We start from the raw sequence: 24,530 nt of genomic DNA, 5'->3' as shown, positions 1-24,530 counted from the left end.
CCGTTCCAAGCCGCTGCCCGCTTTTGGGCGACACCCACCAGCGGTCCCAATTTCGCCCCCTTTCTGGTAACTCCTCGACATCTCTCCGAGGCCGATGGAATCGCGACCGAGTATGCACCTGAAACGGCACGCAATCATGCTGGCTTCGGCCTTGGCGGCGATCTTTGCCGCCACCGGACCGGCTTATGTGCATCCCCATGTCTTCGCCGAGGCTCGCCTTGACGTGATCCTCTCGCCGGATCACCAAAGTGTGAAAGCGCTGCGACATCTCTGGCGCTTCGACGATCTGTTTTCCTCGACGGTGATGATGGAGTTCGACAAGAACTCCGACCTGAAGCTCGACGACAAGGAGCTGAAGGAGGTTGCCGACACCGTCCACGCCTCGCTTGCGGAGTTCAACTACTTCCAGCTCGTCACTGTCGACGGCAAGGACGTGGCGATGACGCCGCCGCCGCATCTGATGGCCAATTTCGACAATGACCAGCTGATCATCCTGTTCGAGTCCGAGCCGAAGGAGCCGATCAAGCTCAACGGCAAGATCGACATCGGCGTCTACGATCCGACCTTCTACACGGCGATCGATTTCACCGAGGACCGAAACATCACGGTTGAAGGCCTGCCGTCGAATTGCACCAGCAAGGTTATCCGTCCCGATCCGGACGAGGCGATCGCCGAAAACCAGAAGACCCTAACCGATGCCTTCTTCAACGATCCGACAGGCACCGACATGAGCAAGATCTTCGCCACCAAGCTCGAACTGAACTGTCAGCCAGAAGGATGAAGCCGGTGACGAAACCGTCCCTGCGTTTGGCATTCGGCCTGTTGGCCATCACCTTTGTCATGATGCATTTCGCCAGTTCCGCCCATGCCCAGAGTTCGCTCGGCATCGGCGTCAATGACGGCATGGCGCCCACCACCGGCCCATTCGCCCACATCCTGATGTGGATCAATCTGAGGCAGCAGGAATTTTACCGCGCACTGGCGACGGCGATGAAGGCGATGCGCCAGGACGGCAGCAAGCTGTGGGTGCTTATCGGCCTGTCCTTCGCCTACGGCATTTTCCACGCCGCCGGCCCCGGTCACGGCAAGGCGGTGATCTCGTCCTACATGGTGGCCAATGAAGTGGCGCTGCGGCGCGGCATCCTGTTGTCCTTCGTCTCGGCACTGCTGCAGGGCCTGACCGCGGTCGCAGTGATGGCGATCGCCTATTTCGTCCTGCGCGGCACCGCCGTCTCGATGACCGATGCGGCCTGGTTCATGGAAATCATGAGCTTTGTTTTCGTCACCCTGTTCGGTGCGTGGCTGCTGTGGCGCAAGCTCGGCCCCTCCGTCCTGCGCCTGTTTGGAAGAGGCCCCGCCTATAGCCTGTCGGCGGCTCACGCCGGTCATTCCCATGCGGGTCATTCGCACGCCGGCCACTCGCATGCCGGCCACTCGCATGGTCGTCATTCGCATGCAGGGCATTCGCATGCTGACCATGACCATTCGGCGCATGCCCATTCGCACGCGCTGCACGTGCATGACGATCACGACCATGCGCATTCGCACGACCATCACGAGCACGGTGCGCATGATCATGGCGCACACGACCATGCTCATCATGATCATGCGGCCGGCGAGGTCTGCGACACCTGCGGCCATTCGCATGCGCCCGATCCGGCGCTGCTGTCGGGCGACCGCTTCGACTGGCGCACGGCCTGGTCGGCGGTAGCGGCTGTCGGCATCCGCCCCTGCTCAGGCGCGCTGATCGTTCTGAGCTTTGCACTGCTCAACGGGCTCTGGCTCGGCGGCCTGCTGTCGGTGCTGGCCATGTCGCTGGGAACCGCCATCACCGTCTCGGCGCTGGCGACGCTGGCAGTGACCGCCAAGAACTGGGCGGTGTATTTCGCCGGCGACGGCCGCATGGGCAACCGCATCCACTCGATCGTCGAGATCGGTGGCGCGGCGTTCGTCTTCCTGTTTGGGCTGCTGCTGCTGTCGGCGAGCCTGGCGACGGGCGGATGATGTTGCGGTTGGCGAGGATCGGGTTTAACCCGCGATCTTGCCGCCGAGCTCATCCTCGATATGCGCGCGGATGATCTCGTCAAAGCTCTTCTCGGCGCTGAAGCCGAGCTCCCTTGACCGCCGCGCCTCGAACCGCGTCGGCCAGCCCTTGACGATCGCCCAGATCGTCTCGTCCGGCTCCTCGCGGATCAGCTTCACCGCCTTCGATCCGGCGATGCGGTCCAGTGCCTCGATCTGCTCGCCGACTGTGACCGCGACGCCGGGCATCGTCAAATTGCGGCGCGGCCCGACAGCGTTGCCGTCGATCTCCGCCGCATGGATCAGGAAATTGACCGCCGAGCGCGGGCTGGCATGGGTGTGCATGACCGAGCGCGGCACCGGCAGGATCGCCTCATGGCCGCTCAACGGTTCGCGGATGATGCCGGAGAAGAAGCTGGAGGCTGCCTTGTTCGGCTTGCCTGGCCGCACGCAGATGGTTGGCAGCCGGATGCCGATGCCGTCGAAGAAGCCACGCCTGGAATAATCGGCGAGCAGCGCTTCGCTCATCTGCTTCTGGGTCCCGTAGGAGGTCAGCGGCGTCGGATGGAATTCATCCGGGATGACATCCGGAAATGGCGCGCCGAACACCGCGATCGACGAGGTGAAGACGACGCGCGGTGCAAAGCCCGCCAGGCGGATGGCATCGAACAGCGCTCGCGTGCCATCGAGATTGACGCGGTAGCCGAGATCGAAATTCGCCTCCGCCTCGCCCGACACGATACCGGCGAGATGGAAGACGACATCGGGGCGCGACGCGACCAGGCGCTCAGTGGCGCCCGTCTCGGCGAGATCGCCGGTGTGGGTGGTGACGCTGACGCCGTCCATGCTAGGTGCCTGCGGCGGCACGATGTCGTGCAGGTCGAGTGCCGCGATCTTGCGGCCGCGCAGTGTGCCGTCCTTGGCCAGCCGGGCAATGAGCTTGCGGCCGACCATGCCCGCGGCGCCAGTGATCAGAATACGCATGTCGAAATCCCTTATTTGCCCTGGTTTTTGCGCTGGTTGCGGGCCCGCAGCCAGAACACCGAGAAAAATGCCAGCACGAAGATGATGCCAAAGGCACCGGCCAGCACGGTCGAGAAACTGCCAAGCGCCAGCATCACCGTCGGCAGATAGAAGGCGGCGATACCGAACAGAAGCATGATCCACGCTGCCGCGATGGCCGCATTCCTGGTGTCGCGGTCCATTATGCTGCACCCGTGCAGCGGGTCTTCATCAGACTGGTTTTCAAGGCTTTGGGACTCCTGGGGCAGGACCAATCGATATCAATCGATCAGGCCTGGTGATGATGGTGATGCGCGGCCGCATCATGCTCGTGATCATGATCATGGTCGTCACCATCGTCGGCGCACTGTCCGAATTCCGGTTCCACGGTGGCATGGCTGATGCCGTGCTTGCTGGCAAGCCGCTTCTTGATGGTGCTCACCGCCTGATAGGCATCGACGCCTTCCGTAAGGCAGGCATGCAGCGTCGCCATGTTGCTCGTTCCGTCGAGCGACCAGACGTGCATGTGGTGCACTTCACGCACTCCATTGACCGTCGCCTCGATATCCCTGGCGATCAGATCGCGGTCGAGGCTCGGCGGCACGCCCTCGAGCAGGACATGGGCGGCGGCGCGCATCAGCGACCATGCCGTTGACAGGATCAGAAGCGAGACCAGGACCGACAGGATCGGATCGATCGGTGTCCAGCCGGTCGCCAGGATCACCAGCGCGGCAACGATCGCCGCTGCCGAGCCGAGCAGGTCGCCAAGCACATGCAGGATGGCGCCCCGCATGTTCAGGCTTTCGCGGTCGCCGCCATGCAGCACGAGGAAGGAACCGATATTGACCAGCAGGCCGAGGACCGCCACCACCAGCATCGGTCCGCCGAGCACCGGTGTCGGTGCCAGCAGGCGCCCCCACGCCTCGTAGACGATCCACAGCGCAATGACGAAGATGGCGATGCCGTTGGTGTAGGCGACCAGAGTCTTGACCCGGCCGAAGCCATAGGTGAGACGGCCGGTCGCCGGCCGGCCGGCAAGATGAAATGCATACCAGGCAAGGCCGAGCGCGATCGCATCGGCGAGCATGTGGCCGGCGTCCGCCAGCAGTGCCAGCGACCCGGTAAGAAGGCCGCCGAGCGCCTCGGCGACCATGAAGCCGCCGGTCAGGCAGGCGGCGATCAGGACCCGTTTCTTGTCGGTCGAGCCATGCACGTGGCCGGCGCCGTGATCGTGCCCGCTGTGATCGTCGGAATGGGTATGTGCCAATGGCAACTCCCGTTGCGCGCCGAATTCAGTTCACGCGCCAAATTCGGCGCGAAAATCCTCAAGCCGTCGCTTCTGCTGGCCGTCGCCATCGAAATTGGCCGGGTCGAGCCATGCTTCATAGGCTTGACGCAGGGCCGGCCACTCCTTGTCGATGATCGAATACCATGCCGTATCGCGGTTTTCACCCTTGACGATGAGATGCTGGCGGAAAATGCCCTCGAACTTGAAGCCGAACCGTTCGGCCGCCCGCTTCGATGGCTCGTTGCGGTTGTTGCACTTCCACTCGTAACGACGATAGCCGAGTTCGTCGAAGATGTATTTCATGAACAGGAACTGCGCTTCGGTCGCCCCGGGTTTGCGCGAGATGAGCGGTCCCCAATAGATGTTGCCGATCTCGATGACGCCATAGGCAGGATCGATGCGCATCAGCGTCTGGCGTCCGGCGACCTTGCCGCTGGCCTTGTCGATGACGGTGAAGAACAGCGGATCTTCGCTTGCCTCGACCTTGTCCAGCCATGGCTGGAAGGCGGCACGTGTCTCCGGCGGATAATCGGGCAGCCAGGCGAAGCGGCCATCGACGTCGGACACGGAAGACGCTTCATACAGACCGTCGCCATGTTTTGCGGCGCTCAGCGGTTCGAGCCGGACGGTGCGGCCGTCGATGGCCTTGCGCTCGGGCCGCGGACGCGGTTGCCAATCTTTGAGATTTTCCGACACCGAATGCTCCAATCCGTTTGACTTTTGCCGGCCAAGGCTCACAAAAACGCACGCCAACAGTAAGAACCACACGGACGGGAAAAATGCTCCACACGATTTCGGCCTTCGACCGTCTGGGCGAGGAAAACGCCTTCGCCGTGCTCGCGCGGGCGACAGCACTTGCGAGCCAAGGCCGCGACATCGTCAACCTCGGCATCGGCCAGCCCGACTTCAAGACGCCGCAGCACATCGTCGAGGCGGCGATCAAGGCGCTGCGTGACGGCCACCACGGCTACACGCCGGCCAATGGCCTGCTGGCGACGCGCGAAGCGGTGGTGCGGCGCACGCTGACCACCACCGGCGTCGAGATATCGCCTGAAACGGTGATGATCCTGCCCGGCGGCAAGCCGACCATGTTCGCCGCGATCCTGATGTTCGGCGAGCCCGGCGCCGAGATCCTCTATCCCGATCCCGGTTTTCCCATCTACCGCTCGATGATCGAATTCACCGGCGCGGCACCGATCCCGGTGCCGATGCGCGAGGAGAACGGCTTTGCCTTCTCCGCCGACGAGACGCTGGCGCTGATCACCTCGAAGACCAGGCTCTTGATCCTCAATTCGCCAGCCAATCCGACCGGCGGTGTCACGCCGCGCGTCGAGATCGAGAAACTGGTTAAGGGGCTGGAGAAGCACCCCGACGTCGCAATCCTCTCCGACGAGATCTACGACGTCATGACCTATGACGGCGAGACGCATTGCTCGCTGCTCGGCTTTCCCGAGATCCGCGACCGGCTGATCGTCCTCAACGGCTGGTCAAAGACCTGGGCGATGACCGGCTGGCGCATGGGCTGGTCGATCTGGCCGAATGGCGACAAAGGCGCCCATCTCTACGACAAGGTGCGCAAGCTGGCGGTCAATTGCTGGTCCTGCGTCAACGCGCCGAGCCAGTTTGCCGGCATTGCCGCCATCGACGGCCCGCAGGACGATGTCGACAAGATGATGCGCGCCTTCGACCGTCGCCGCAAGATCGTGGTCGAGGGGCTGAATGGCTTGCCCAACATCTCCTGCATCACGCCCAAGGGTGCCTTCTATGCCTTCCCCAACGTGTCGAAGACTGGCTGGAAGGCAAAAAAGCTCGCCTCGGCGCTGCTCGACGAGGCCGGCGTGGCGCTGATCGGCGGTCCCGATTTCGGCATTCTCGGCGAGGGCTACATCAGGCTCTCCTACGCCAACTCCGAGGAGAACATCTTGCGGGCGCTGGAGCGGATCGGAACGTTCCTGGCGAAGTGAGGTTCAGCCCGCGCTGTCCATCGATATCCCCGACCGGAGAAAGTGACATCGGATGTTCTACGCAATCCTCGCCTATCACGTGGAAGATGCGATCAAGGCGTTGACGCCGCGGGAAGATGCGGCGCTGATGGCCGACCTGCTGAAGATCAACACCCGGCTTCATGAGGAAGGCACGCTAGGACCGTCCGCGCGTCTGGGAGCGACGCAGGATGCCTTCACCCTGCGCGGCCCGGGTGACGGCGTGGTCATCGACGGCCCTTTCGCCGAGACCAAGGAACAATTGCTCGGCCTGTATGTCGTCGACTGCGCCACGCGGGACGAGGCCATCGCGATCGCCCGCGACCTTCGCCGTGTCAATCCGACCGCCGTCTACGAGATCAGGCCCATTCTGCTTTTCAAGCCCGGCGCGCCGCTGGCGGGCAAATGAGCCAGCGGCGGAGGCCCTGCCAGCGTCCGCTGCTCACCCACGCCCCACAAACGGCATCTTGGTGGCCATCACCGTCATGAACAGCACATTGGCGTCGAGCGGCAGGCTGGCCATGTGGACGACGGCGTCGGCGACGCGCTGGACGTCCATCACCGCTTCGGCGGCGATCGAGCCATTGGCCTGCGGCACGCCGACGGTCATCGGCTGCGCCATGTCGGTCAGCGCGTTGCCGATGTCGATCTGGCCGCAGGCGATGTCATAGGGCCGGCCGTCTAGCGCCAGCGTCTTGGTCAGGCCGGTGATGGCATGTTTGGTCGCTGTGTAGGGCACCGAGCCCGGGCGCGGCGCGTAGGCCGACACCGAGCCGTTGTTGATGATGCGGCCACCCATCGGCCGTTGCTTGCGCATGGCGCCGAAGGCGGCGCGGGCGCACAGGAACGAACCGGTGAGATTGACGCCGACGATGTCATTCCACACCTCGACCGGGATCTCGTCGATCGGCGTCGATTTGTAGCCCATACCGGCATTGTTGAAGAGCAGGTCGACGCGGCCGAAGGCCTCCGCCACCGTCTCGAACAGATCATCGACCTCGCCGGCCTTGCTGATGTCGCAGGCAACCGCCAATGCCTTGGCCTCGGTCGGCCCGGCCTCGGCGACGGCGGCATCCAGCACGGATTTGCGGCGTCCGCAGAACACCGTGTTCCAGCCGGCCTTGAGCAGCGCCGTGGCGACGCTCTTGCCGATGCCCGTGCCGGCACCGGTGACGATGGCGGTTCTTTGCTCGGTCATGGCTGTTGTCCTCAAGCGGCGCTGCGTGTGCACGACTGATTTTCGGGGTTTGTCCTCAGGAGAGAAGGCATCGCAAATGACGGCAGCGATGGCAAGCCGAACCACCAGGGCCGGTCTCGAAAAATGGAATCCGGTTTTCGGAGAAAATCTGCTCAAACGAACGGACAGGGCCCGACAAAAAGGGCGGTCATTGGCGACCGCCCTGATCTGAACCGGGCTTGGGAGGAGGAAAAAACCGGTCCGACTGTGTAGAATCATGCGCTTCCTGAGTTAATGGAGGGTTAACTCCGGAAAGGCGATCTGTGCCGATTTGGGCTACCAGCGCGGATTGGGCGAAGTCCCTGCCTTGGCCGGCACCTTGGCTGCCGAAACCGTCGCCTCGACGTGATCGACCAGCGCATCCGGCAGACCAAGCCGGCCGGCAAGCAGATCGAGATAACCGCGCTCGGCGCGGGTGTCGGGATCGATGGTAAGGCGCGACGCGGTGTAGAGTTCGAGCTTCTGCGCATCGGTCTTGGCGCCGGCTACAAGCATGTCGAGGTCAAGCGGGCTCTCCAGCTCCTTCATCAGGAATTTCTCGGCATCGGAGTCTAAGCCGGCAAGGCTGAGCTTTCCGGCGATCTTCTGGCGTTCGTCGTCGTCGATATGACCGTCGGCCTTGGCGGCCGAGATCATCGCCCGAATCAGGGTCAGCGTGAATTCGTCCTCGCCTTGCGGCGCCTGTGACGGGTGGAAGGCGGTGTCCTTGGGCGGCGGCAGCAATTCCGGTTCGCCGGTCGCGGGGCCTTCCGCCGGCGCGTTGCCGGCCTTGTAGTTCTGGTAGGCCTTGTAGGCGAGGCCGCCGATCGCGGCCAGTCCGCCAAGCTTCACGGCGGCGCCTGTCACCTCGCGGCCAGCACCAGTCCCGAGCAGCACGGCGGCGAGCGCACCAGCGGCCAGCGGGTTGTCCTTGGCCATCTGCACGGCCTGGCCCGCCTTGTCACGGACGGTGCCGCTGGTGCCGGGAATTTGCGAGCCGAGCAGATCGTCGAGAAGCTTCTTGGGATCGAACATTCAATGCCTCCAGGATTTGCCCGGCCGAACGGGCAGGTTTCGAACGCCGAAGAGGTAGGCCCCGCACTTTGACATTACAATGACGGATCCTTCGGGACAGATCCCTCGCGGCGAGTGGCCGAAGCCCGCATCAGGATCCGATATGCCGGCCCCTGCCCCGCACTTGCGCAAGTTCGACCTGGCGCTGACGCTCGGCGTAGCGCTGGCGGTCCTCGTCGGAACGCGCTTCGAAACAATGCGGACATGATACGCCGGTGGCGAACTTCGGTGACGTCAGGTCGCCCGGCGTCAGCGGATGGCGGCAGGCGCGGCAGAGTTCGGCGTCGCCCTCGGCAAGGCCGTGCGACACCGAAACGCGTTCGTCGAACACGAAGCACTCGCCTTGCCACAGGCTCTGTTCGGCCGGAACCTCCTCCAGGTATTTGAGGATGCCCCCCTTGAGGTGGAAGACATCCTCGAAACCGAGCGACTTGACGTAGGCCGTCGCCTTTTCGCAGCGTATGCCGCCGGTGCAGAACATCGCCACCTTGCGGCCCTCGAGTTCCGCCCTGCGTGCTTCCACCCAGGCCGGGAACTCGCGAAAGCTTGCCGTTGCCGGATCGACCGCGCCCTTGAACGTGCCGATCGACACCTCATAGGCGTTGCGCGTGTCGATGACGATTGTATCGGGCTCGGATATCAGCGCATTCCAGTCGGCCGGCGCGACATAGGTGCCGGCGCTCGTCGCCGGGTCGATGTCGCCGACCCCCATGGTGACGATCTCGCGCTTCAACCGCACCTTCATGCGGTGGAACGGTGTTTCTGCTGCGCTGCTGTATTTGACCTCGAGGCCGGCGAGCCCTTCGATGGCTTCGAGATAATCGATCAGTTCGGCGATCGCCGCCTCGCTGCCGGCGACGGTGCCGTTGATGCCCTCATGCGCTAGAAGCAAGGTACCCTTGATGCCGCGCCCGCAACAGAAAGCGGCGAGCGGCGCGCGCAATTCGTCGAAGGCGTCGAGCCGGGCAAACCGGTAGAGCGCGGCGACACGGATGGGGCCAGTCGGCGTGGACAATGTCATTGTCAAGCCAACTAGACGCTCATGGCAGCCGATTCAAGGCGCACCAGCTTCACCAGCCCGTCATCGTTTTGATGGCAATGGCCGGTATCATCGCCCCACGGCGCGTGACATCGCGACACGCTTCGTTTCATGGACAGAAAAACACCCGTCTGCTAATCGGTTGAATTGTTCCACGATATGGAGAGACAGATGCCCAGCAAGACCGAAAAACTCCTGTCGCTCCTCAACGGCCAGCCGGTCATCCCGGTGCTGAAGATCGCCAATGTCGATGATGCCGTGCCGCTGGCCCGCGCTCTGGCGCGTGGCGGCCTGCCGGCGATCGAGATCACGCTCAGGACCGCCGATGCACTGGAAGCGATCCGGCGGGTCGCGGCTGAGGTCGAGGACGCCATCGTCGGCGCCGGCACCATTCTCGATGCGCGACAATTCGAAGAGGCGGCGGCAGCGGGCTCGCGCTTCATCGTCAGCCCCGGCATCACCCGCGAGCTTCTGGCGGCAGCGGCCGACAGCGACGTTCCGCTGCTGCCCGGCGCAATCACGCCTGGCGAGATCATGGCCGCTCGGGAAGCCGGCCTGCGTTTCCTCAAATTCTTCCCGGCCGAGCAGTCGGGCGGCATCGCATCGCTGAAGGCCTTCGCCTCGCCGCTCGCCGATGTGAAATTCTGTCCGACCGGCGGCATCACCGGCAAGAACGCGGCCGAGTATCTCAGCCTGCCCAACGTCGTCTGCGTCGGCGGCTCCTGGGTGGCGCCTGACGACATGGTCAAGGCCGGTAAGTGGGACGAGATCGAGGCTCTCGCACGCGCGGCGAGCAAGCTGGCAAAATAGGGCTTTTTGTCTCGGCATGAAAAACCCGGCCGACTTGCGTCGACCGGGTTCTGCCGATTGAGTTTCGAACCGATCAGTTGCAGACCCTGATCTTTTCCACGACCTTGCGGTGGTGAGCCCAATGCGTGACCACCTTGGTCCGGCAGTGCTTCCTCATCATGTGCATATGGTCGTGGGTCTTGACGACAACGGTCTCTGCCTGCGTGGGAGCGATGGCCGCTGAAGCAGTTGCCAAAGCAATGACCGATGCCAGTAGAATGTTCTTCATGGATATCCCCGGGTTTGAACGAACAGGGGAGAAACCCTTGAAGGACTGAGCAAGTTCCAAGCTCACGGCAATGTCAGACCGGCGTGATCGCGGCCAATGGCGGCGGCGCCATTGGCCCCGCCCGCGCAACAAAAAAGCCGCGCGGGTTGCCCGACGCGGCTTTGTCGATCGACTGGTCGCTTACTTGGTCTGGAAGCGGGCGACCGACAGGAACCTGACTGCGTTGCCGGTGAAGCGGTTGGCATCGGCCATCTGGTCGCCCGACTGGAAGCCAGCCGTGTAGACCTCGCTCGGCGGCGTATGCACGATGCTGTAGGCGTAGCCCGGTGCTGTCGTGGCGCTTGAAACGGTGGCGACATGTTCGCCGCTGGTCAGCGCCCAGCGGGCGGCCTGCGGCGCGGCGGCAACCACCATGGCCTTGGGACCAGGCTTCAAGTCGCGGGCGGTGGCTCTCGATTCCTTGCGGGTCGTCTTCACGCCAGCGCCGATCGCGGCGGCCGGATCGGTACCGGCCGGGCGGGCAACGACAGCCTCACGCGGCGATGCGGCATCGGCGCCCGACGGATCGTTGAAGGCCGAACGCGCCTCGGACAAGGACAAGGAAGCGACCTGGTACGCGTCGGCCGCAGCACCGGCCCGGGTATTGGCCTCGTCGAGCACGGCCTTCACCTCGTCCGGTCTGGCTATGTCGGGCCGCGCGCTGGGCAGCGCCGAGAGGGCGTCGGTCGCGGCGCTGCCGCGCTCAGCCGTATCCGCCAGCGCCATCAGCACGTCCTTGCTGGGCGGCGGCGCCAGAGCGGCCGGCAGCGAATCGTCGGGGCGCCATGTCGGCAACGGTACGTTGTTGACGGCGACCTGTGCGGGGGCCGGGGCCGGAGCGGCCGACGGATCGGCCATGCCGAAAGGCACGTTCGCCGGCGCATGTGCTGTCGCCACGGCCTGCTCGGTGGTGGTTGCCGCATCCGCGGTCGCTGTCGCATCCGCCATGGCGAAAGGAACGTTCTCAGGCGACTGGGCACCGACATCGGCCTTCGGCCGCGGTGCAAAATCAGGCAGCGGAATGCTGCGGGCAGGCAGCGCCGCGATGATCGTCTCCGGCGTATCCTTTTCCGGCTCCGGAGCCTGCTCCTCGGCCACCTGCGGAATCTCCGCGCGCTTGGCATTCTCCGGCGCCACGATGGCGATGCCCGGGAGGTTGCTGGTCTTGGCTGTCGCGGCCGGCTGCAGGTTTCTAGCCTTGGGCGGAGGTGCCGCCGAAGCGGTCTCGACATCGGCGCTGTCGTCGGCCTCGTCGTCGCCGCCGCCGCCAAAGAAAGCCGACAGGAACCCACCTGATTTCTTGCTGCTGCCGCCGGCGCTGGCCAGTTCGATGGCCGGCGCGCCCGCACCCTTGCGCGCCTTGTAGGAGGCGAGCGCCTGCTCAAAGCCGGGCAGCGGCCTGCCGTCGCTCGGCACATGCAGCGTCTTGCCATTGGGGAACAGGCTGACCAGTTCCTGGCGGCTGATGCCGGGCCAGTGGCGCACATTGCCGACATCCATATGGACGAACGGCGAACCGGATGTCGGATAGTAGCCAACGCCGCCACCCTGCATCTTGAGGCCGATGTTGCGCAGTTTCTTCAGCGGCACGCCGGGAATGTAGAAATCCATCGCCTTGCCGAGCATGTGCTGGCTTTTCTCTGCGACGCCCCTGCTGCGGCTGCGCAGCATCGAGTTCGTCGACGGCGAGCGATAGCCGCAGACGACCTGGATGTAGTCCGTGGCACCGCTTTCCCGATAGGCTTCCCAGACCAGATCCAGCAGGCGCGGATCCATCTTGGTCGGCTCGTTGCGGCGCCAGTCGCGCAGGATGATGTTGATCTTCCTCAGACCCTCCGGAACGTAGCGGCCATTGCGCTTGTAGACGATCTCGGCCTTCTCGTGCGTATGGAGGTGATAGAGCTTCAGCGAACGTGTTTCGGCGCTGGCGCCAGTTGCAGCCGCGGCAACAAAACCAAATGCGACAATCAACGCCGCCAGCCATTTCGGCCAGACGCTCACGTGATGGTGCCGCCCGTTTGTGTGTCGTTCGATTCTGTTCAAATCAAAAGGCCCTGCAGGCTGCCGTTTGTCCCCGGATTTGTCCAAACGGATGTGTCGTTATCACATCCGAATATCGATCCTAATGGTTAATCATCGCTTATTGAAGCCAAAATGCGGTAACACCGTGGCGATATCCCGTCAAAAATTGTTCACCGATTTTCTTGGTAAACCGCTGGTTTAGATCATGTTTCCGCCTTTGCCCGAAACACGATCTGTTACCGTCAGCCTTAATGCGTGAACAGGTCTGTCCATAGGCCCGCCACATTCCCGCCGAAACCCGATATAGGGCGGATTCTGGCATTGCAAGCTGGCTCCGGCCTTGCGTCCGAAGCATGAATCCCGAACCGAAGCTCGGCAAAGCGATGGTGGAAACTGGTTTTCGGGAGAGATTATGCGCTCCAGGGTGTGTCGAGATTGAGGTCAGGCTGGCATCACCTGATTCTCAACACACCTAGGAAGCGAGCCGGTCGACGCGGCCGGTTTCCGGGTCGATACCGTATTCCTTGAGCTTCCGGTAAAGCGTCGAGCGGCCGATGCCGAGGCGGCGGGCGACTTCGCTCATCTGGCCGTTATAGTGGTCGATGGCGAGCTTGATCATCTCGAGTTCGACATCGGCCAGAGCGCGCACATTGCCGCGTTCGTCGAGCGCCCGCAACGTGCCGAAGCGAGGCTGCAGCCTGGCCAGCGGATCGGGCTCAATCGCCAGGACAGCCTCGCCTGACGAGACTTCCTCCTCGCCCGGCTCCGTGTCCAGCGGCAAGGACGCAAACGGCGAAACGCCGTCGGCGTCGAGATTGACCGTGCCTTCCACCTGCGCCCGGATCTGCGGGAAGTCCTCGGTGGTCAGCACATCGCCTTCACAAAGCACCGAGGCCCGGAAGACGGCATTTTCGAGCTGCCGGATGTTTCCCGGCCAGTCATAGGCCTGCAGCACGGCAAGGGCCGCGGCAGAAATCCCTTGCAGGCGATGACGCGGGTCGGCTGGCGCCACCTTCTCCATGAAATGCTTGACCAGATAAGGGATGTCGTCGCGGCGGTCGCGCAGCGGCGGCACGAAGATCGGGTAGACGTTCAGCCGATAGAACAGATCCTCGCGAAATTTGCCGTCCTTGACCTGCTGCAGGAGGTTGCGGTGCGTCGCCGAAATCAGCCTGATGTCGACCCTGACGGTCGAGCGTCCGCCGACCGGGTCGACCTCGCCGTCCTGCACGGCGCGCAGCAGCTTGACCTGCACGTCGAGCGGCAGGTCGCCGATCTCGTCGAGAAACAGCGTTCCCGAATGCGCCTCGACGAACTTGCCGGTGTGCTTCTCGGTGGCGCCGGTGAAAGAGCCCTTCTCATGGCCGAACAGGATCGATTCGACAAGATTGTCGGGAATGGCGCCGCAATTGACGGTGACGAAGGGCTTCGAGCGGCGGTCGCCGCTGCCCTGGATGGCGCGCGCCACCAGTTCCTTGCCGACGCCGGACTCGCCCTCGATCAGGATCGGGATGTTGGATGCCGCCGCCTTCTGGCCGAGGCGGATCACCCTGTCCATGGCCGGGCTGTGCGTGACCATGTCTTTGAAGGTTAAAAGCCCGCCACGCCGGCGCGACGTACGCTTGACCTCGCCCTCGACCGCCTCGACCTTGAGCGCATTGGCGATCGACGCCTGCAGCCTGTCGGGAGAGGCCGGCTTGACGACGAAATCGAAGGCGCCGTGACGCATTGCCGAAACCACGGTCTCGATGCCGCCCTGGGCGGTCTGCACGATCGTCGGGACATTTATGTCGCGCTCGCGCATTGCCTTAAGCACGCCGATGCCGTCGAGACCGGGCATGACCAGATCGAGGATAACCACCGAAACTTCGCGGGCGCCGGGCCCGTCGAGGACATCGAGTGCGGCCGCGCCGCCGTCGACGACGGTTGCCGCATGGCCGAACCGCGTCACGGCTGCTTCGAGCAGCCGGCGCTGCACGGGATCGTCATCGACTATGAGTATGGAACCTGTCATGACTGGTACGACTATGCCCGCCCGAGGAATTCTGCCCTGTGGACCATCTTGGCACAGGGTTCTAAATAAGGTTTCAAAAAACCCGGTGAATGAATTCCTTAGGATTTGACCGGCTTCTCGTTTCCCCTTTGAACCTCGGCCACGGAAGGTATCGGCGATGCACATGGTTTCTGGGCACATGGATTCTGCTCGGCGGCTAACGGCGCCGGCCTCCGGTCAGGGCGCGGCTGAGCTTGGCGACCTGCCGGAATGGAACCTTGCCGATCTCTATGCCGGCATGGAGGCCCCGGAACTGAAGCGCGACATCGCCAAGGCCGCAGCCGACGCGATCAGCTTCGAGACCCGCTGGAAGGGTACGCTGGCCGCCGAGGCCGAGCGTGGCAGCGGCGGCAGGCTAGGCGAGGCGCTTGTCGCCTACGAGGCCCTGGAGGAACTGATTGGCCGCATCGTCTCCTATGCCGGGCTGGTCTATGCCGGAAACACCGCCGACCCGCAGCGCGCCAAGCTCTATGGCGACATCCAGGAGAAGATGACCGACGCCAGCGCGCACCTTCTGTTCTTCGCGCTCGAACTCAACCTGATCGATGACCGCGCGATCGAAGGCGCGCTTGCCGGCGATCCCGCGTTCGGCCACTACCGGCCCTGGGTTCTCGATCTGCGCAAGGACAAGCCCTACCAGCTCGAAGACCGCGTCGAGCAGCTTTTCCATGAGAAATCGATCACCGGACGCGGTGCCTGGAACCGGTTGTTCGACGAGACGATGACCGACCTTCGCTTCGATATAGACGGCGAGGAATTGACGCTCGAGCCGGCGCTGAACCGCTTGCAGGATGCCGACGGCGACGTGCGCCGGCAGGCGTCCGAGGCGCTAGCAGCGACCTTCCGCAAGAATTTGCGCACCTTCACGCTGATCACCAACACGCTGACCAAGGACAAGGAGATTTCCGACCGCTGGCGCGGCTTCGAGGACATCGCCGATTCACGCCACCTCGCCAACCGCGTCGAGCGCGGTGTGGTCGACGCCCTGGCATCCGCCGTTCGCGACGCCTATCCGCGCCTGTCGCACCGCTATTACCAGATGAAGGCGCGCTGGCTGGGCATGGAGGTGATGAATCACTGGGACCGCAATGCACCGTTGCCGGATACGCCGCAGGCGATCATCGGCTGGGACGAGGCCAGGAACACCGTGCTCTCCGCCTATCAGCGCTTTTCGCCCGACATGGCGGAAATCGCGCGAACCTTCTTCGACCGCAACTGGATCGACGCGCCGGTGCGTCCGGGCAAGTCGCCCGGCGCCTTCGCGCACCCGACCGTGCCGTCGGCGCATCCCTATGTCCTGCTCAACTACATGGGCAAGCCGCGCGATGTGATGACGCTGGCGCATGAGCTTGGCCACGGCGTACATCAGGTGCTGGCCAGCGGCCAGGGCGCGCTGATGGCCTCGACGCCGTTGACGCTGGCCGAGACGGCATCCGTCTTCGGCGAGATGCTGACCTTCCGCTCGCTGCTCGACCAGACCACCGACAGGCGCGAGCGCAAGGCCATGCTCGCCCAGAAGGTCGAGGACATGATCAACACGGTCGTGCGCCAGATCGCCTTCTACGAATTCGAGCGCAAAGTGCATGCCGAGCGCAGGAATGGCGAACTGACCTCCGACAGGCTCGGGCAGTTCTGGCTGGAAGTGCAGGCCGAAAGCCTCGGGCCGGCGATCAAGTTGCGCGAAGGCTACGAGGTTTTCTGGACCTACATCCCGCACTTCATCCATTCGCCCTTCTACGTCTATGCCTATGCTTTCGGCGACTGCCTGGTGAATTCGCTTTACGCGGTTTACCAAAATGCCGAGCGCGGCTTCCAGGACAAGTATTTCGAAATGCTGCGCGCCGGCGGCACCAAGCATCATTCCGAGCTCCTGGCGCCCTTCGGCCTTGATGCCACCGATCCCGCCTTCTGGCAGATCGGGCTTGGCGTCATCAGCGGCCTGATCGACGAGCTGGAAACACTCGACGCTTGAACGCGCCCGTAGGTCTCATCTGCTCGCAAAACAGTCTAGCCGGGACGCATACTGGGACGGCCTATTCTTGGCCCAAATATCCGTTCTTGAAGTACTCTCCATGGAAGTTTTCCGATAGCTTTCCACAAGCCCTATGATAGCCTTCCTTCCAAGCTCAGCCGGAGCGCATGCCGATCGGCGAGGGAAGTCTCAGCCGGCCGCGGCGCCTTGGCGAACGCGACAACGGCCGTTGGCCATGGCAGGCAAAGCCGATCGCCGACAGCTCCAACCGAAGCCGGCTGTTCTGCGAACCGCGGAACCACCATCGACTAGTCCTTTCGCCGAAGGTCATGAACCCATGCCACGGCAGACGGATCTGATTGGAGAGAGAGACAATGGGCACTTTTTTCTACATGCTCCTGGCGTTCCTGGTAGGCGTGTTGGTGGGCTGGTTCCTCTGGGGACGCCTGCGCGGTGAACTCGACAGCTTGCGCGGCGACCTCGACCGCACGCGCAGCGAGCGCGACAGGCTGCGCGCCGACAACGACCGCTTGACCGGTGAGCTCGATGCATGCGGCAAGACCCGCACCGACCTTGAGCGCCGGCTGCGCGAAGCGCCGGCGACGCCAGCCGCAGGAACCGGCGCGGCAAAGGCCGCGAGCCCGGCGCCGGCTGCCCTGATGTCGACGCCAGCCGCGGCCAAATCGGCGCCGGCGGCGGCCAAAGCGGCGCCAAAGAAGCCCGCGGCGGCCAAGGCAGCACCCGGCGCCGCCAAGTCCAGCGCACCGAAGTCCAGCGCCCCCAAGGCCAGCGCTTCAAAGGCGAGCGCCGCGCCAAAAGCGGCAGCACCGGCGAAAGCCACGGCGGCCCAGCCAGCAGCCAAGCCAGCAGCGGGCAAGCCCGACAATCTGCGCCGGCTGATCGGCATCGGCCCGGTCAACGAGAAGCTACTCAAGGCACAAGGTGTCACCAGCTTCGCCCAGATCGCCGCCTGGACAGCCGCCGATATCAAGCGGATCGAGGATGTCATGAACTTCGACGGCCGCATCGCGCGCGAACGCTGGATCGAACAGGCCAAGCTGCTTGCCGCCGGCGACGAGACGGAATTCGCCAAGCAGTTTCCAACAGCGGGAACCGCAAGCAACACCTGATCGGCGAGAGCAGGATCGTTACAAACGGCGGTGCCCGAGGCGCCGCCGTTTGCTTTTGGCCGCAATATCGACCCAGAGGTTGACCCCGGAGGTCGGCCCAGAAGGTCGGCTTTGAGGGGCAGCGTGCCGTTCCCTCGATTGCGCGCGAGCGGCCCCCCATATAGAGCGGTCGACGGCTTCATTGAGCGCAGCATCCGAGTCCCATGTCCCTGCCCGCCGCAATTTTCCGCAATGACGAAAGCGCGCGCGAGCTCGTCTTCGACCGGCCGGCCGACATTATCGTGGCGCATGAGGCAAAGGACTTCCTCCCGGCGCTGGCGGCGGCGCAGGCGGCGCACGACGCCGGCAAATGGTTGGCCGGCTATTTTTCCTATGAAGCGGGTTATCTGCTCGAACCGAAGCTGGTTCCCTTGCTGCCGAAAGGGCGCCGCACACCACTCGTTTGCCTTGGGGTTTTCGATGCGCCGGTCGAAGAGGCGGTGCCGCCCCGCAACGCAGCGGCGACCAATGGCCCGATCTTCGACGCGCGGGCGACATGGTCGCTCGATGATTACGAGAAGCGGTTCTCGCGGCTGCACCAGCACATCAGGCAAGGCGACTGCTACCAGGGCAACCTGACCTTTCCCATTCATGCCCAATGGTCGGGCGACCCGCTCGCCGCCTTCGATGCGCTGACCGAACGCCAGCCGGTGAAATATGGCGCGCTGGTCTCGCTCGGTGATCCCATCGTGCTGTCGCGTTCGCCCGAACTGTTCTTCGAGATCGACGCCGCAGGCATGATCGAGACGCATCCGATGAAGGGCACCGCACCGCGCGGCGCCACCAAGGCTGAGGACGAGCGGCAGAAGATTTTCCTGCGCAACGATGAGAAGAACCAGGCCGAAAACCGGATGATCGTCGATCTCCTGCGCAACGATATCTCGCTGATCAGCGAGGTCGGCACGCTGGACGTGCCGGCATTGTTCCGCATCGAGACCTATCCGACAGTCCACCAGATGGTGAGCGACGTCAGGGCAAAACTGCTGCCGGGTCTCAGCATCCGCCAGGTGTTCGCGGCGCTGTTTCCGTGCGGCTCGATCACCGGCGCGCCAAAAATCCGTGCCATGGAAATCCTGCACGATCTGGAAGGCACGCCGCGCGACGCCTATTGCGGCGCCATCGGCTGGATCGCACCCGGCGGCACGATGCGCTTTTCCGTGGCGATCCGCACCATCTCGCTCTTTTCCGGCGGCGAGGCCGTCTACAATGTCGGCGGCGGCGTCGTCTTCGATTCGACGGCTGAGGAGGAGTATCAGGAGTGTCTGCTGAAAGCGCGCTTCGCGACGGGAACACCGCCGACTTCCAGCTGATCGAGACCATGCGCTGGCAACCCGGCTCGGGCTTCCTGCGCTTCGATCGCCACCTTGCTCGCCTCTATGGCTCGGCAGCTGAACTCGGCTTCGTCTGCGACCCGCAAAGGATCGGCGACGTGCTGGGCAATGCGGTCAGCGGATCCGGCATAGCGTTGCGCACCCGCCTGGCTTTGTCGCGCGACGGCGAAGCGACCGCCTCGGCACAGCCCTATGAACCGCTCGCCGCCGACAAGGTCTGGACGCTGCGGCTGGCGCGCACAAGGCTCGATTCGCACGACACGCTGCTGCGCCACAAGACCAGCCGGCGGCAGCTCTACACGCATGCCCGCTCGGAATATCTCATTACCCAGGCCGACGAGGTGCTGCTGGCCAATGAGCGCAGCGAGATCTGCGAAGGCACCATCACCAACGTCTTTGCCGATCTTGGCGATGGCATGCTGGCGACGCCACGGCTCGACTGCGGATTGCTGCCTGGCGTACTGCGCGCCGAGCTTCTGGATGAAGGCCGCGCCCGCGAAGCGATCTACAGCTACGGCGATCTGCAGTCGGCCAAGGCGATCTTTGTCGGCAACTCGCTGCGCGGCCTGATTCCCGCAAAGCTCGCATGACCAGGAGAATGCTATGTTCGTCGTTTCGCTGAACTACAAGGTGCCGCTGACCGAGATCGACCGCTTGCAGGCGGCCCATATCGAATGGCTGAAGGCCTGCTATGCGGACGGCATCTTCGTCGCCTCCGGCCCGAAGAAACCGAGAACCGGCGGCATCATCATCGCGCAATGTCCGCGCGAAGTGCTCGACGCCAGGCTGGCAGCGGATCCCTTCGCCATGGCCAACGCAGCCGACTATGATGTCACCGAATTCCTGGCGAGGCTGACCACCGCCGTCCTGGACAGTTTCAGGGAAGCATGAGCTTGGCCGGGGCGCTGCCCACCCATACGCCCTATGACGGCTCGTCGAAACTCTTCAGCATCGGCCTGAAGCCGCTCGATCCGGCAGACTGGATCGAGGTCGACGACCTTCTGCTGCCGTATCTCGCCGAGAAGCGCCGACTCTATGCCGAGATCCCCGAGCGGGTTTTCGTCGAGGAGGACGGCACGCGGGACGCCCAGCAGGAAGTGCTCGAATTGCTCGGCACGCATCTGCCGGAGAGATTTCCCGACACCTATCGGCGCACCGACGCAGGTATCGAAATCGTGGGCACGGAGAGCCATTTCGCCATCCCCTCCGGTCTCGACGGCGCACCGCTCGTCGCCGCCTCGCTGTTGGTCCAGGAAGACCTGATCCTGATGCGCCGTAGCGACAACGGCTGGCGGCTCGTTGCCGGTTCGTTGTGCTTTCCCTCATCCTGGCTGCTGGTCGAGAAGTTCGGCCGGCCGCTGCAGGATATCCACGCGCCGGTGCCGGGCTTCGGTCCGGGTACCCGCCCAGCCGAGCTGATCAACCGCATGTTCGACGGCCTCCAGGGCCAGGCGGTCGAGCGCTTCAATTGGTCGATCCAGGCCGACAATGCGCTCTATCATCCGCTGTCCAATGTCGAGCGCATCGACCGCGCCACCAACCGGCCGACACGCTTCCCGGATGGTGACGTCAGGGCGCACGCCTTCATCCGCGTGGAGCGTCAGACGTTGCGCAAGCTGCCGTCCTCGCGCGACATCCTGTTCACCATCCGCATCCACCTCGACCCGCTCGCCGTGCTGGATCGGCACCCGGACCGGGCGACGCTCGCACTATCCTTTGCCGCGCAGCTCGAAGCGCTCGATCTCGACCAGCTCGACTACAAGGGGCTGACATCGGACCGCCACCGGCTGATCGAACGATTGAAGACAATGGCCGGCTGAAGCCGGCTACAGGCTGCCCGCCAGAAAATCAACGAACGTCCTTGCCCTGACGCTGGCCTTGCGTCCGGCCGGAAACAGCGCCCACAATTCAACGGGCGGCAGCGCCCAGTCGACCAGAATCGGCCGAACCGCACCGCTGCGCAGTTCCGCGTCGAACATCCATTCGGAGCCAACCGTGAAGCCGATGCCGGCAAGTACTGCCTCACGTATCCCTTCGGCGGAAGTCACGCGCAGCCGACCTTGGCCGGCAAGCGAAACCTCTTCGGCGCCTCGCCTGAATGTCCAGCGATTGGAAGTGCCTGCTCGGACGAAAAGGATCGCCTCGTGCCGCGACAGCTCATCGGGCGCGATGGGTTCGCCCTCGCGTGCCAGGTAGGAGGGTGCCGCCACCACGAGACGACGACAGGTGGCGATCTTGCGCCCGATATGAGCGGGGGCGAAGCTTTCACCCAGACGCAGCATGACATCCACCCCTTCCTCGACGAGGTCGACGTTCCTGTCGTCCATCGCCACCTCGACGTCGAGCCTCGGGTGAGCGTCCAGGAAGGCTTTCAGCCTCGGAACGACATGCAGGCGGCCGAAGGTTACCGACGTACCGATGCGCAGCAACCCGGTAAGCGCCGCCGCAGTGCCACGCGCCGCGTTCTCTGCTTCGTCGGCCTCGTCGACCGCGCGCTTGGCGCCTTCATAGAAGCTGAGGCCCGCATCGGTCGGCGAGAGACCTCGGGTGGTGCGCGACAGCAGGCGAACGCCGAGCCGTTCCTCGAGCTGCGCGATGGCCTTCGAGACGGCAGGCTGCCCGACGCGCAAATGCCGCGCGGCCGCCGAGAACGAGCCGGTTTCGATGACCCTTATGAAGGTGTTCATCACCATGAGCCTGTCCATCTATTCCACCTTGGAATTAGTTATATGGTATTACTCACTCTACCTGACCCATCCAGGAATGGCCAATTGGTCGATTGTCAAATCCATCCATCCATTCGGAGAACCAAAATGGGCAAGCTCAACAACAAGGTCGCCATCGTCACCGGCGCCGCGCGAGGCATCGGTGCGGGCATCGCCAAACGGCTGGCGGCGGAAGGCGCCGCCGTCGTGGTTAACTACGCCTCCAGCCGTGAGGCTGCAGAACGCACGGTCAAGGAGATCGTCGCTGCCGGTGGCAAGGCGACTGCGGTTCGGGGTGACGTGGCCGAGGCCGCCGAAGTCGAGAAGATGTTCGAGGCCGCCGAGATCGCATTCGGCAAGCCAAGCATTCTGATCAACAACGCCGCGACCGCCAGCTTTGGCACTTTCGAGGAAGCCAGCGAGGCGGATTATCGGCGGCTCTTCGACACCAACGTACTGGGCACGATCCTGACCACAAAGGCTGCCATGCGCCACTTCCCCGAGACCGGCGGCAGCATCGTCAACATCGGCACGATCTCGAGCTGGAACCCGGTGCCAAACACCAGCCTGTATTCGGCCAGCAAAGCGGCGATCGATACGCTGACGCTTAGCCTGTCGAGAGAACTCGGAGCCCGCAACATCCGTGTCAACATCGTGGCGCCTGGCTATACCCATACCGAAATGACCGAAGGTATGGTTGGCACCGATTTCGGCAATATGCTGATCGCTGGCGTCCCCCTTGGCCAGCGCTTCGGCAAGCCGGACGACATCGCCCCGACGGTGGCCTTCCTCGCCTCGGACGAGGCGGCGTGGCTGACCGGCGAACGCATCAACGCGTCCGGCGGCGCTCGCTGATACGACGCCGGCTCAACATCCGCCATCGGGCGGCCATGGTCTCCCGGTGGCATCGCCGAGCACTTCCACAGCGGCGTTCCCAGGCGTTTCGCTGCTTTTCCCTTTATTGTGACAATGATCTATGGTTTGTCGCGCCGCGGCCAAGCGGCTGTTCCGGAGTGTTTTTTGAGGAGTGCTCGATAAAATGGCGAATGAAAACTGGCCCGTTTATGGTGAGATCACCGGCCCTGTGGTGATGATCGGCTTCGGCTCGATCGGACGGGGGACGCTGCCGCTCATCGAACGCCATTTCACGTTCGACAAGTCGCGCATGACGGTCCTCGACCCACGCGACACCGACCGCAAGCTGCTCGACGAGCGCGGCATCGCCTTCGTCCAGGACGCAGTGACCGAGAAGAACTACAAGAAGCTTTTGACGCCGCTCCTGACCAATGGCGGCGGCCAGGGCTTTTGCATCAACCTATCGGTCGATACCGGCTCGGTGGACCTGATGCGGCTCTGCCGCAAGCTCGGCGTGCTCTACATCGACACCGTCGTCGAGCCATGGCTCGGTTTCTATTTCGATGCCCAGGCCGACAATGCCAGCCGCACCAACTACGCGCTGCGCGAAGCGATGATCAAGGAAAAGCACGACAAGCCCGGCGGCGCGACGGCGGTCTCCACCTGCGGCGCCAATCCCGGCATGGTCTCGTGGTTCGTCAAGCAGGCGCTGGTCAACCTCGCCACCGATCTTGGCCTGGAGTTTTCAGAGCCCACGCAGGATGACCGCGAGGGCTGGGCCAAGCTGATGAAGAAGGCCGGCGTCAAGGGCATCCACATCGCCGAGCGCGACACCCAGCGCGCCAAGAAGCCGAAGCCGATGGCTGTGTTCTGGAACACATGGTCGGTCGAGGGCTTCATTTCCGAGGGCCTGCAGCCTGCCGAGCTCGGCTGGGGCACGCATGAGACGTGGATGCCGAAGAACGCCAAGAAGCACAAGCACGGTTCGAAGGCTGCCATCTACCTGGAGCAGCCCGGCGCCAACACGCGCGTGCGTTCATGGTGCCCGACACCAGGGCCGCAATACGGCCTCCTTGTCACGCACAACGAGGCGATCTCGATCGCCGATTTCTTCACTGTGCGCTCCAGGAAGGGCAAGGTTCAATACCGCCCGACCTGCCACTATGCCTATCATCCCTGCAATGACGCGATGCTGTCACTGGACGAGATGTTCGGCGCCGCCGGCAAGCCTCAGCCGGTGCACCACGTGCTCGACGAGAACGAATTGGTCGATGGTGTCGACGAACTCGGCGTGCTGCTCTACGGCCACGACAAGAATGCCTACTGGTACGGCTCACATCTTTCGCTGGCCGACGCGCGCAAGCTGGCGCCCTATCAGAACGCCACCGGTATGCAGGTCACCTCGGCGGTTCTCGCCGGCATGGTCTGGGCACTGGAAAACCCTGAAGCCGGCATCGTCGAGGCCGACGAGATGGACTACAAGCGCTGCCTGGAAGTGCAGTCGCAATATCTGGGACCGGTCGAAGGCCACTACACCGACTGGACGCCGCTCGATAACCGACCCGGCCTGTTCCCAGAAGACCTCGACCGCAGCGACCCGTGGCAATTCCGCAACATCCTCGTCCGATAGCAGCCCCGTCAGCATGCCTCGTCGCCTTGCAATCGCCCGGAAATCAGGCGATT

At 63.7% G+C, this 24,530-nt stretch carries 24 protein-coding genes; 13 read left to right on the top strand and 11 right to left on the bottom strand.

What is annotated here, in order from left to right:
- Positions 1-112 precede the first annotated feature (112 nt).
- Both AC1DZP_RS26985 and AC1DZP_RS26980 read left to right on the top strand, forming a co-directional pair.
- Positions 113-781 carry a DUF1007 family protein gene (locus AC1DZP_RS26985; RefSeq protein ID WP_477228031.1) on the top strand — a complete coding sequence of 223 codons (669 nt, stop codon included), beginning with the start codon at positions 113-115 and terminating at the stop codon, positions 779-781.
- Complete coding sequence (locus tag AC1DZP_RS26980; protein ID WP_477306608.1) at positions 778-2,004, top strand: nickel/cobalt transporter; 1,227 nt, start codon at positions 778-780, stop codon at positions 2,002-2,004. The genes AC1DZP_RS26985 and AC1DZP_RS26980 overlap by 4 nt, the downstream gene beginning before the upstream one ends.
- Positions 2,005-2,028: 24 nt before the next feature.
- On the opposite strand, the gene denD is transcribed toward AC1DZP_RS26980, so the two are convergent.
- The 4 genes from denD to AC1DZP_RS26960 all read right to left on the bottom strand — a co-directional run bounded on the left by denD (position 2,029) and on the right by AC1DZP_RS26960 (position 5,008).
- Entirely contained in the window at positions 2,029-3,006 is a 978-nt protein-coding gene (gene denD, locus AC1DZP_RS26975; protein WP_477306607.1) for a D-erythronate dehydrogenase, read from the bottom strand.
- 11 nt (positions 3,007-3,017) lie between these two features.
- Complete coding sequence (locus AC1DZP_RS26970; protein WP_457151440.1) at positions 3,018-3,230, bottom strand: hypothetical protein; 213 nt, start codon at positions 3,228-3,230, stop codon at positions 3,018-3,020.
- 83 nt (positions 3,231-3,313) lie between these two features.
- Positions 3,314-4,291 (bottom strand): cation diffusion facilitator family transporter, encoded by a 978-nt coding sequence (locus tag AC1DZP_RS26965; RefSeq protein ID WP_477306605.1) that lies wholly within the window; start codon positions 4,289-4,291, stop codon positions 3,314-3,316.
- 30 nt (positions 4,292-4,321) lie between these two features.
- Complete coding sequence (locus tag AC1DZP_RS26960) at positions 4,322-5,008, bottom strand: GNAT family N-acetyltransferase (RefSeq protein ID WP_095084980.1); 687 nt, start codon at positions 5,006-5,008, stop codon at positions 4,322-4,324.
- Between the two features lie 83 nt (positions 5,009-5,091).
- Here AC1DZP_RS26960 and AC1DZP_RS26955 point away from each other — a divergent pair, with 83 nt between their 5' ends.
- Together AC1DZP_RS26955 and AC1DZP_RS26950 are read left to right on the top strand one after the other, a co-directional pair.
- Positions 5,092-6,276: a pyridoxal phosphate-dependent aminotransferase gene (locus AC1DZP_RS26955; protein ID WP_477306602.1), complete on the top strand. Its 1,185-nt coding sequence runs from the start codon at positions 5,092-5,094 to the stop codon at positions 6,274-6,276.
- Between the two features lie 52 nt (positions 6,277-6,328).
- A complete protein-coding gene (locus tag AC1DZP_RS26950; RefSeq protein ID WP_457151430.1) occupies positions 6,329-6,703 on the top strand; it encodes a YciI family protein in 375 nt (124 codons plus the stop codon).
- Between the two features lie 33 nt (positions 6,704-6,736).
- On the opposite strand, the gene AC1DZP_RS26945 is transcribed toward AC1DZP_RS26950, so the two are convergent.
- From AC1DZP_RS26945 to trhO, 3 genes are all read right to left on the bottom strand, one after another.
- Positions 6,737-7,492 carry an SDR family oxidoreductase gene (locus AC1DZP_RS26945; protein ID WP_095084551.1) on the bottom strand — a complete coding sequence of 252 codons (756 nt, stop codon included), beginning with the start codon at positions 7,490-7,492 and terminating at the stop codon, positions 6,737-6,739.
- Positions 7,493-7,807: 315 nt separating this feature from the next.
- The gene (locus tag AC1DZP_RS26940; protein ID WP_477306600.1) at positions 7,808-8,545 is read right to left on the bottom strand and encodes a tellurite resistance TerB family protein; all 738 of its coding nucleotides are present in this window, start codon (positions 8,543-8,545) and stop codon (positions 7,808-7,810) included.
- Between the two features lie 130 nt (positions 8,546-8,675).
- Positions 8,676-9,605, bottom strand: a complete 930-nt coding sequence (gene trhO, locus AC1DZP_RS26935; RefSeq protein WP_477306599.1) for an oxygen-dependent tRNA uridine(34) hydroxylase TrhO — start codon at positions 9,603-9,605, stop codon at positions 8,676-8,678.
- A 189-nt stretch (positions 9,606-9,794) separates the two neighbouring features.
- Here trhO and AC1DZP_RS26930 point away from each other — a divergent pair, with 189 nt between their 5' ends.
- Entirely contained in the window at positions 9,795-10,433 is a 639-nt protein-coding gene (locus AC1DZP_RS26930; RefSeq protein ID WP_095084554.1) for a 2-dehydro-3-deoxy-phosphogluconate aldolase, read from the top strand.
- A gap of 73 nt (positions 10,434-10,506) precedes the next feature.
- Here the strand turns inward: AC1DZP_RS26930 and AC1DZP_RS26925 are convergent, their stop codons facing one another.
- The 3 genes from AC1DZP_RS26925 to AC1DZP_RS26915 form a co-directional block, all read right to left on the bottom strand.
- Positions 10,507-10,701, bottom strand: a complete 195-nt coding sequence (locus AC1DZP_RS26925) for a hypothetical protein (protein WP_477228022.1) — start codon at positions 10,699-10,701, stop codon at positions 10,507-10,509.
- Positions 10,702-10,881: 180 nt separating this feature from the next.
- A complete protein-coding gene (locus AC1DZP_RS26920; RefSeq protein ID WP_477306596.1) occupies positions 10,882-12,741 on the bottom strand; it encodes a peptidoglycan L,D-endopeptidase MepK in 1,860 nt (619 codons plus the stop codon).
- Positions 12,742-13,234: 493 nt separating this feature from the next.
- Positions 13,235-14,776, bottom strand: a complete 1,542-nt coding sequence (locus AC1DZP_RS26915) for a sigma-54-dependent transcriptional regulator (RefSeq protein WP_477306595.1) — start codon at positions 14,774-14,776, stop codon at positions 13,235-13,237.
- Positions 14,777-14,954: 178 nt separating this feature from the next.
- On the opposite strand from AC1DZP_RS26915, the gene AC1DZP_RS26910 reads away from it, so the two are divergent.
- The 6 genes from AC1DZP_RS26910 to AC1DZP_RS26885 all read left to right on the top strand — a co-directional run bounded on the left by AC1DZP_RS26910 (position 14,955) and on the right by AC1DZP_RS26885 (position 21,107).
- Complete coding sequence (locus AC1DZP_RS26910; protein ID WP_477306593.1) at positions 14,955-16,787, top strand: M3 family oligoendopeptidase; 1,833 nt, start codon at positions 14,955-14,957, stop codon at positions 16,785-16,787.
- A 374-nt stretch (positions 16,788-17,161) separates the two neighbouring features.
- The gene (locus AC1DZP_RS26905) at positions 17,162-17,917 is read left to right on the top strand and encodes a proton-conducting membrane transporter (protein ID WP_457151437.1); all 756 of its coding nucleotides are present in this window, start codon (positions 17,162-17,164) and stop codon (positions 17,915-17,917) included.
- Between the two features lie 203 nt (positions 17,918-18,120).
- Positions 18,121-19,266 (top strand): aminodeoxychorismate synthase component I, encoded by a 1,146-nt coding sequence (locus AC1DZP_RS26900; protein WP_457151438.1) that lies wholly within the window; start codon positions 18,121-18,123, stop codon positions 19,264-19,266.
- A complete protein-coding gene (locus AC1DZP_RS26895; protein ID WP_477306591.1) occupies positions 19,215-19,877 on the top strand; it encodes an aminotransferase class IV family protein in 663 nt (220 codons plus the stop codon). Before AC1DZP_RS26900 ends, AC1DZP_RS26895 begins: the two co-directional genes overlap by 52 nt.
- A gap of 13 nt (positions 19,878-19,890) precedes the next feature.
- Positions 19,891-20,178: a YciI family protein gene (locus AC1DZP_RS26890; RefSeq protein ID WP_477306589.1), complete on the top strand. Its 288-nt coding sequence runs from the start codon at positions 19,891-19,893 to the stop codon at positions 20,176-20,178.
- Complete coding sequence (locus AC1DZP_RS26885; RefSeq protein WP_477306588.1) at positions 20,175-21,107, top strand: heme-dependent oxidative N-demethylase family protein; 933 nt, start codon at positions 20,175-20,177, stop codon at positions 21,105-21,107. Before AC1DZP_RS26890 ends, AC1DZP_RS26885 begins: the two co-directional genes overlap by 4 nt.
- Positions 21,108-21,113: 6 nt before the next feature.
- Here AC1DZP_RS26885 and AC1DZP_RS26880 read toward each other — a convergent pair whose 3' ends face one another.
- Positions 21,114-21,992 (bottom strand): LysR family transcriptional regulator, encoded by an 879-nt coding sequence (locus AC1DZP_RS26880; protein WP_477306586.1) that lies wholly within the window; start codon positions 21,990-21,992, stop codon positions 21,114-21,116.
- Positions 21,993-22,100: 108 nt separating this feature from the next.
- Between AC1DZP_RS26880 and AC1DZP_RS26875 the strand changes: the two genes are divergently transcribed.
- Both AC1DZP_RS26875 and AC1DZP_RS26870 read left to right on the top strand, forming a co-directional pair.
- Complete coding sequence (locus tag AC1DZP_RS26875) at positions 22,101-22,847, top strand: SDR family NAD(P)-dependent oxidoreductase (RefSeq protein WP_095084564.1); 747 nt, start codon at positions 22,101-22,103, stop codon at positions 22,845-22,847.
- 184 nt (positions 22,848-23,031) lie between these two features.
- The gene (locus tag AC1DZP_RS26870) at positions 23,032-24,477 is read left to right on the top strand and encodes a homospermidine synthase (protein ID WP_095084565.1); all 1,446 of its coding nucleotides are present in this window, start codon (positions 23,032-23,034) and stop codon (positions 24,475-24,477) included.
- Positions 24,478-24,530 lie beyond the last annotated feature (53 nt).

It is taken from the genome of Mesorhizobium sp. P2_F8, from assembly GCF_056403655.1.
Note: the sequence above shows the minus strand (reverse complement) of the source record. Positions and strands in the feature narration are given on the sequence as shown.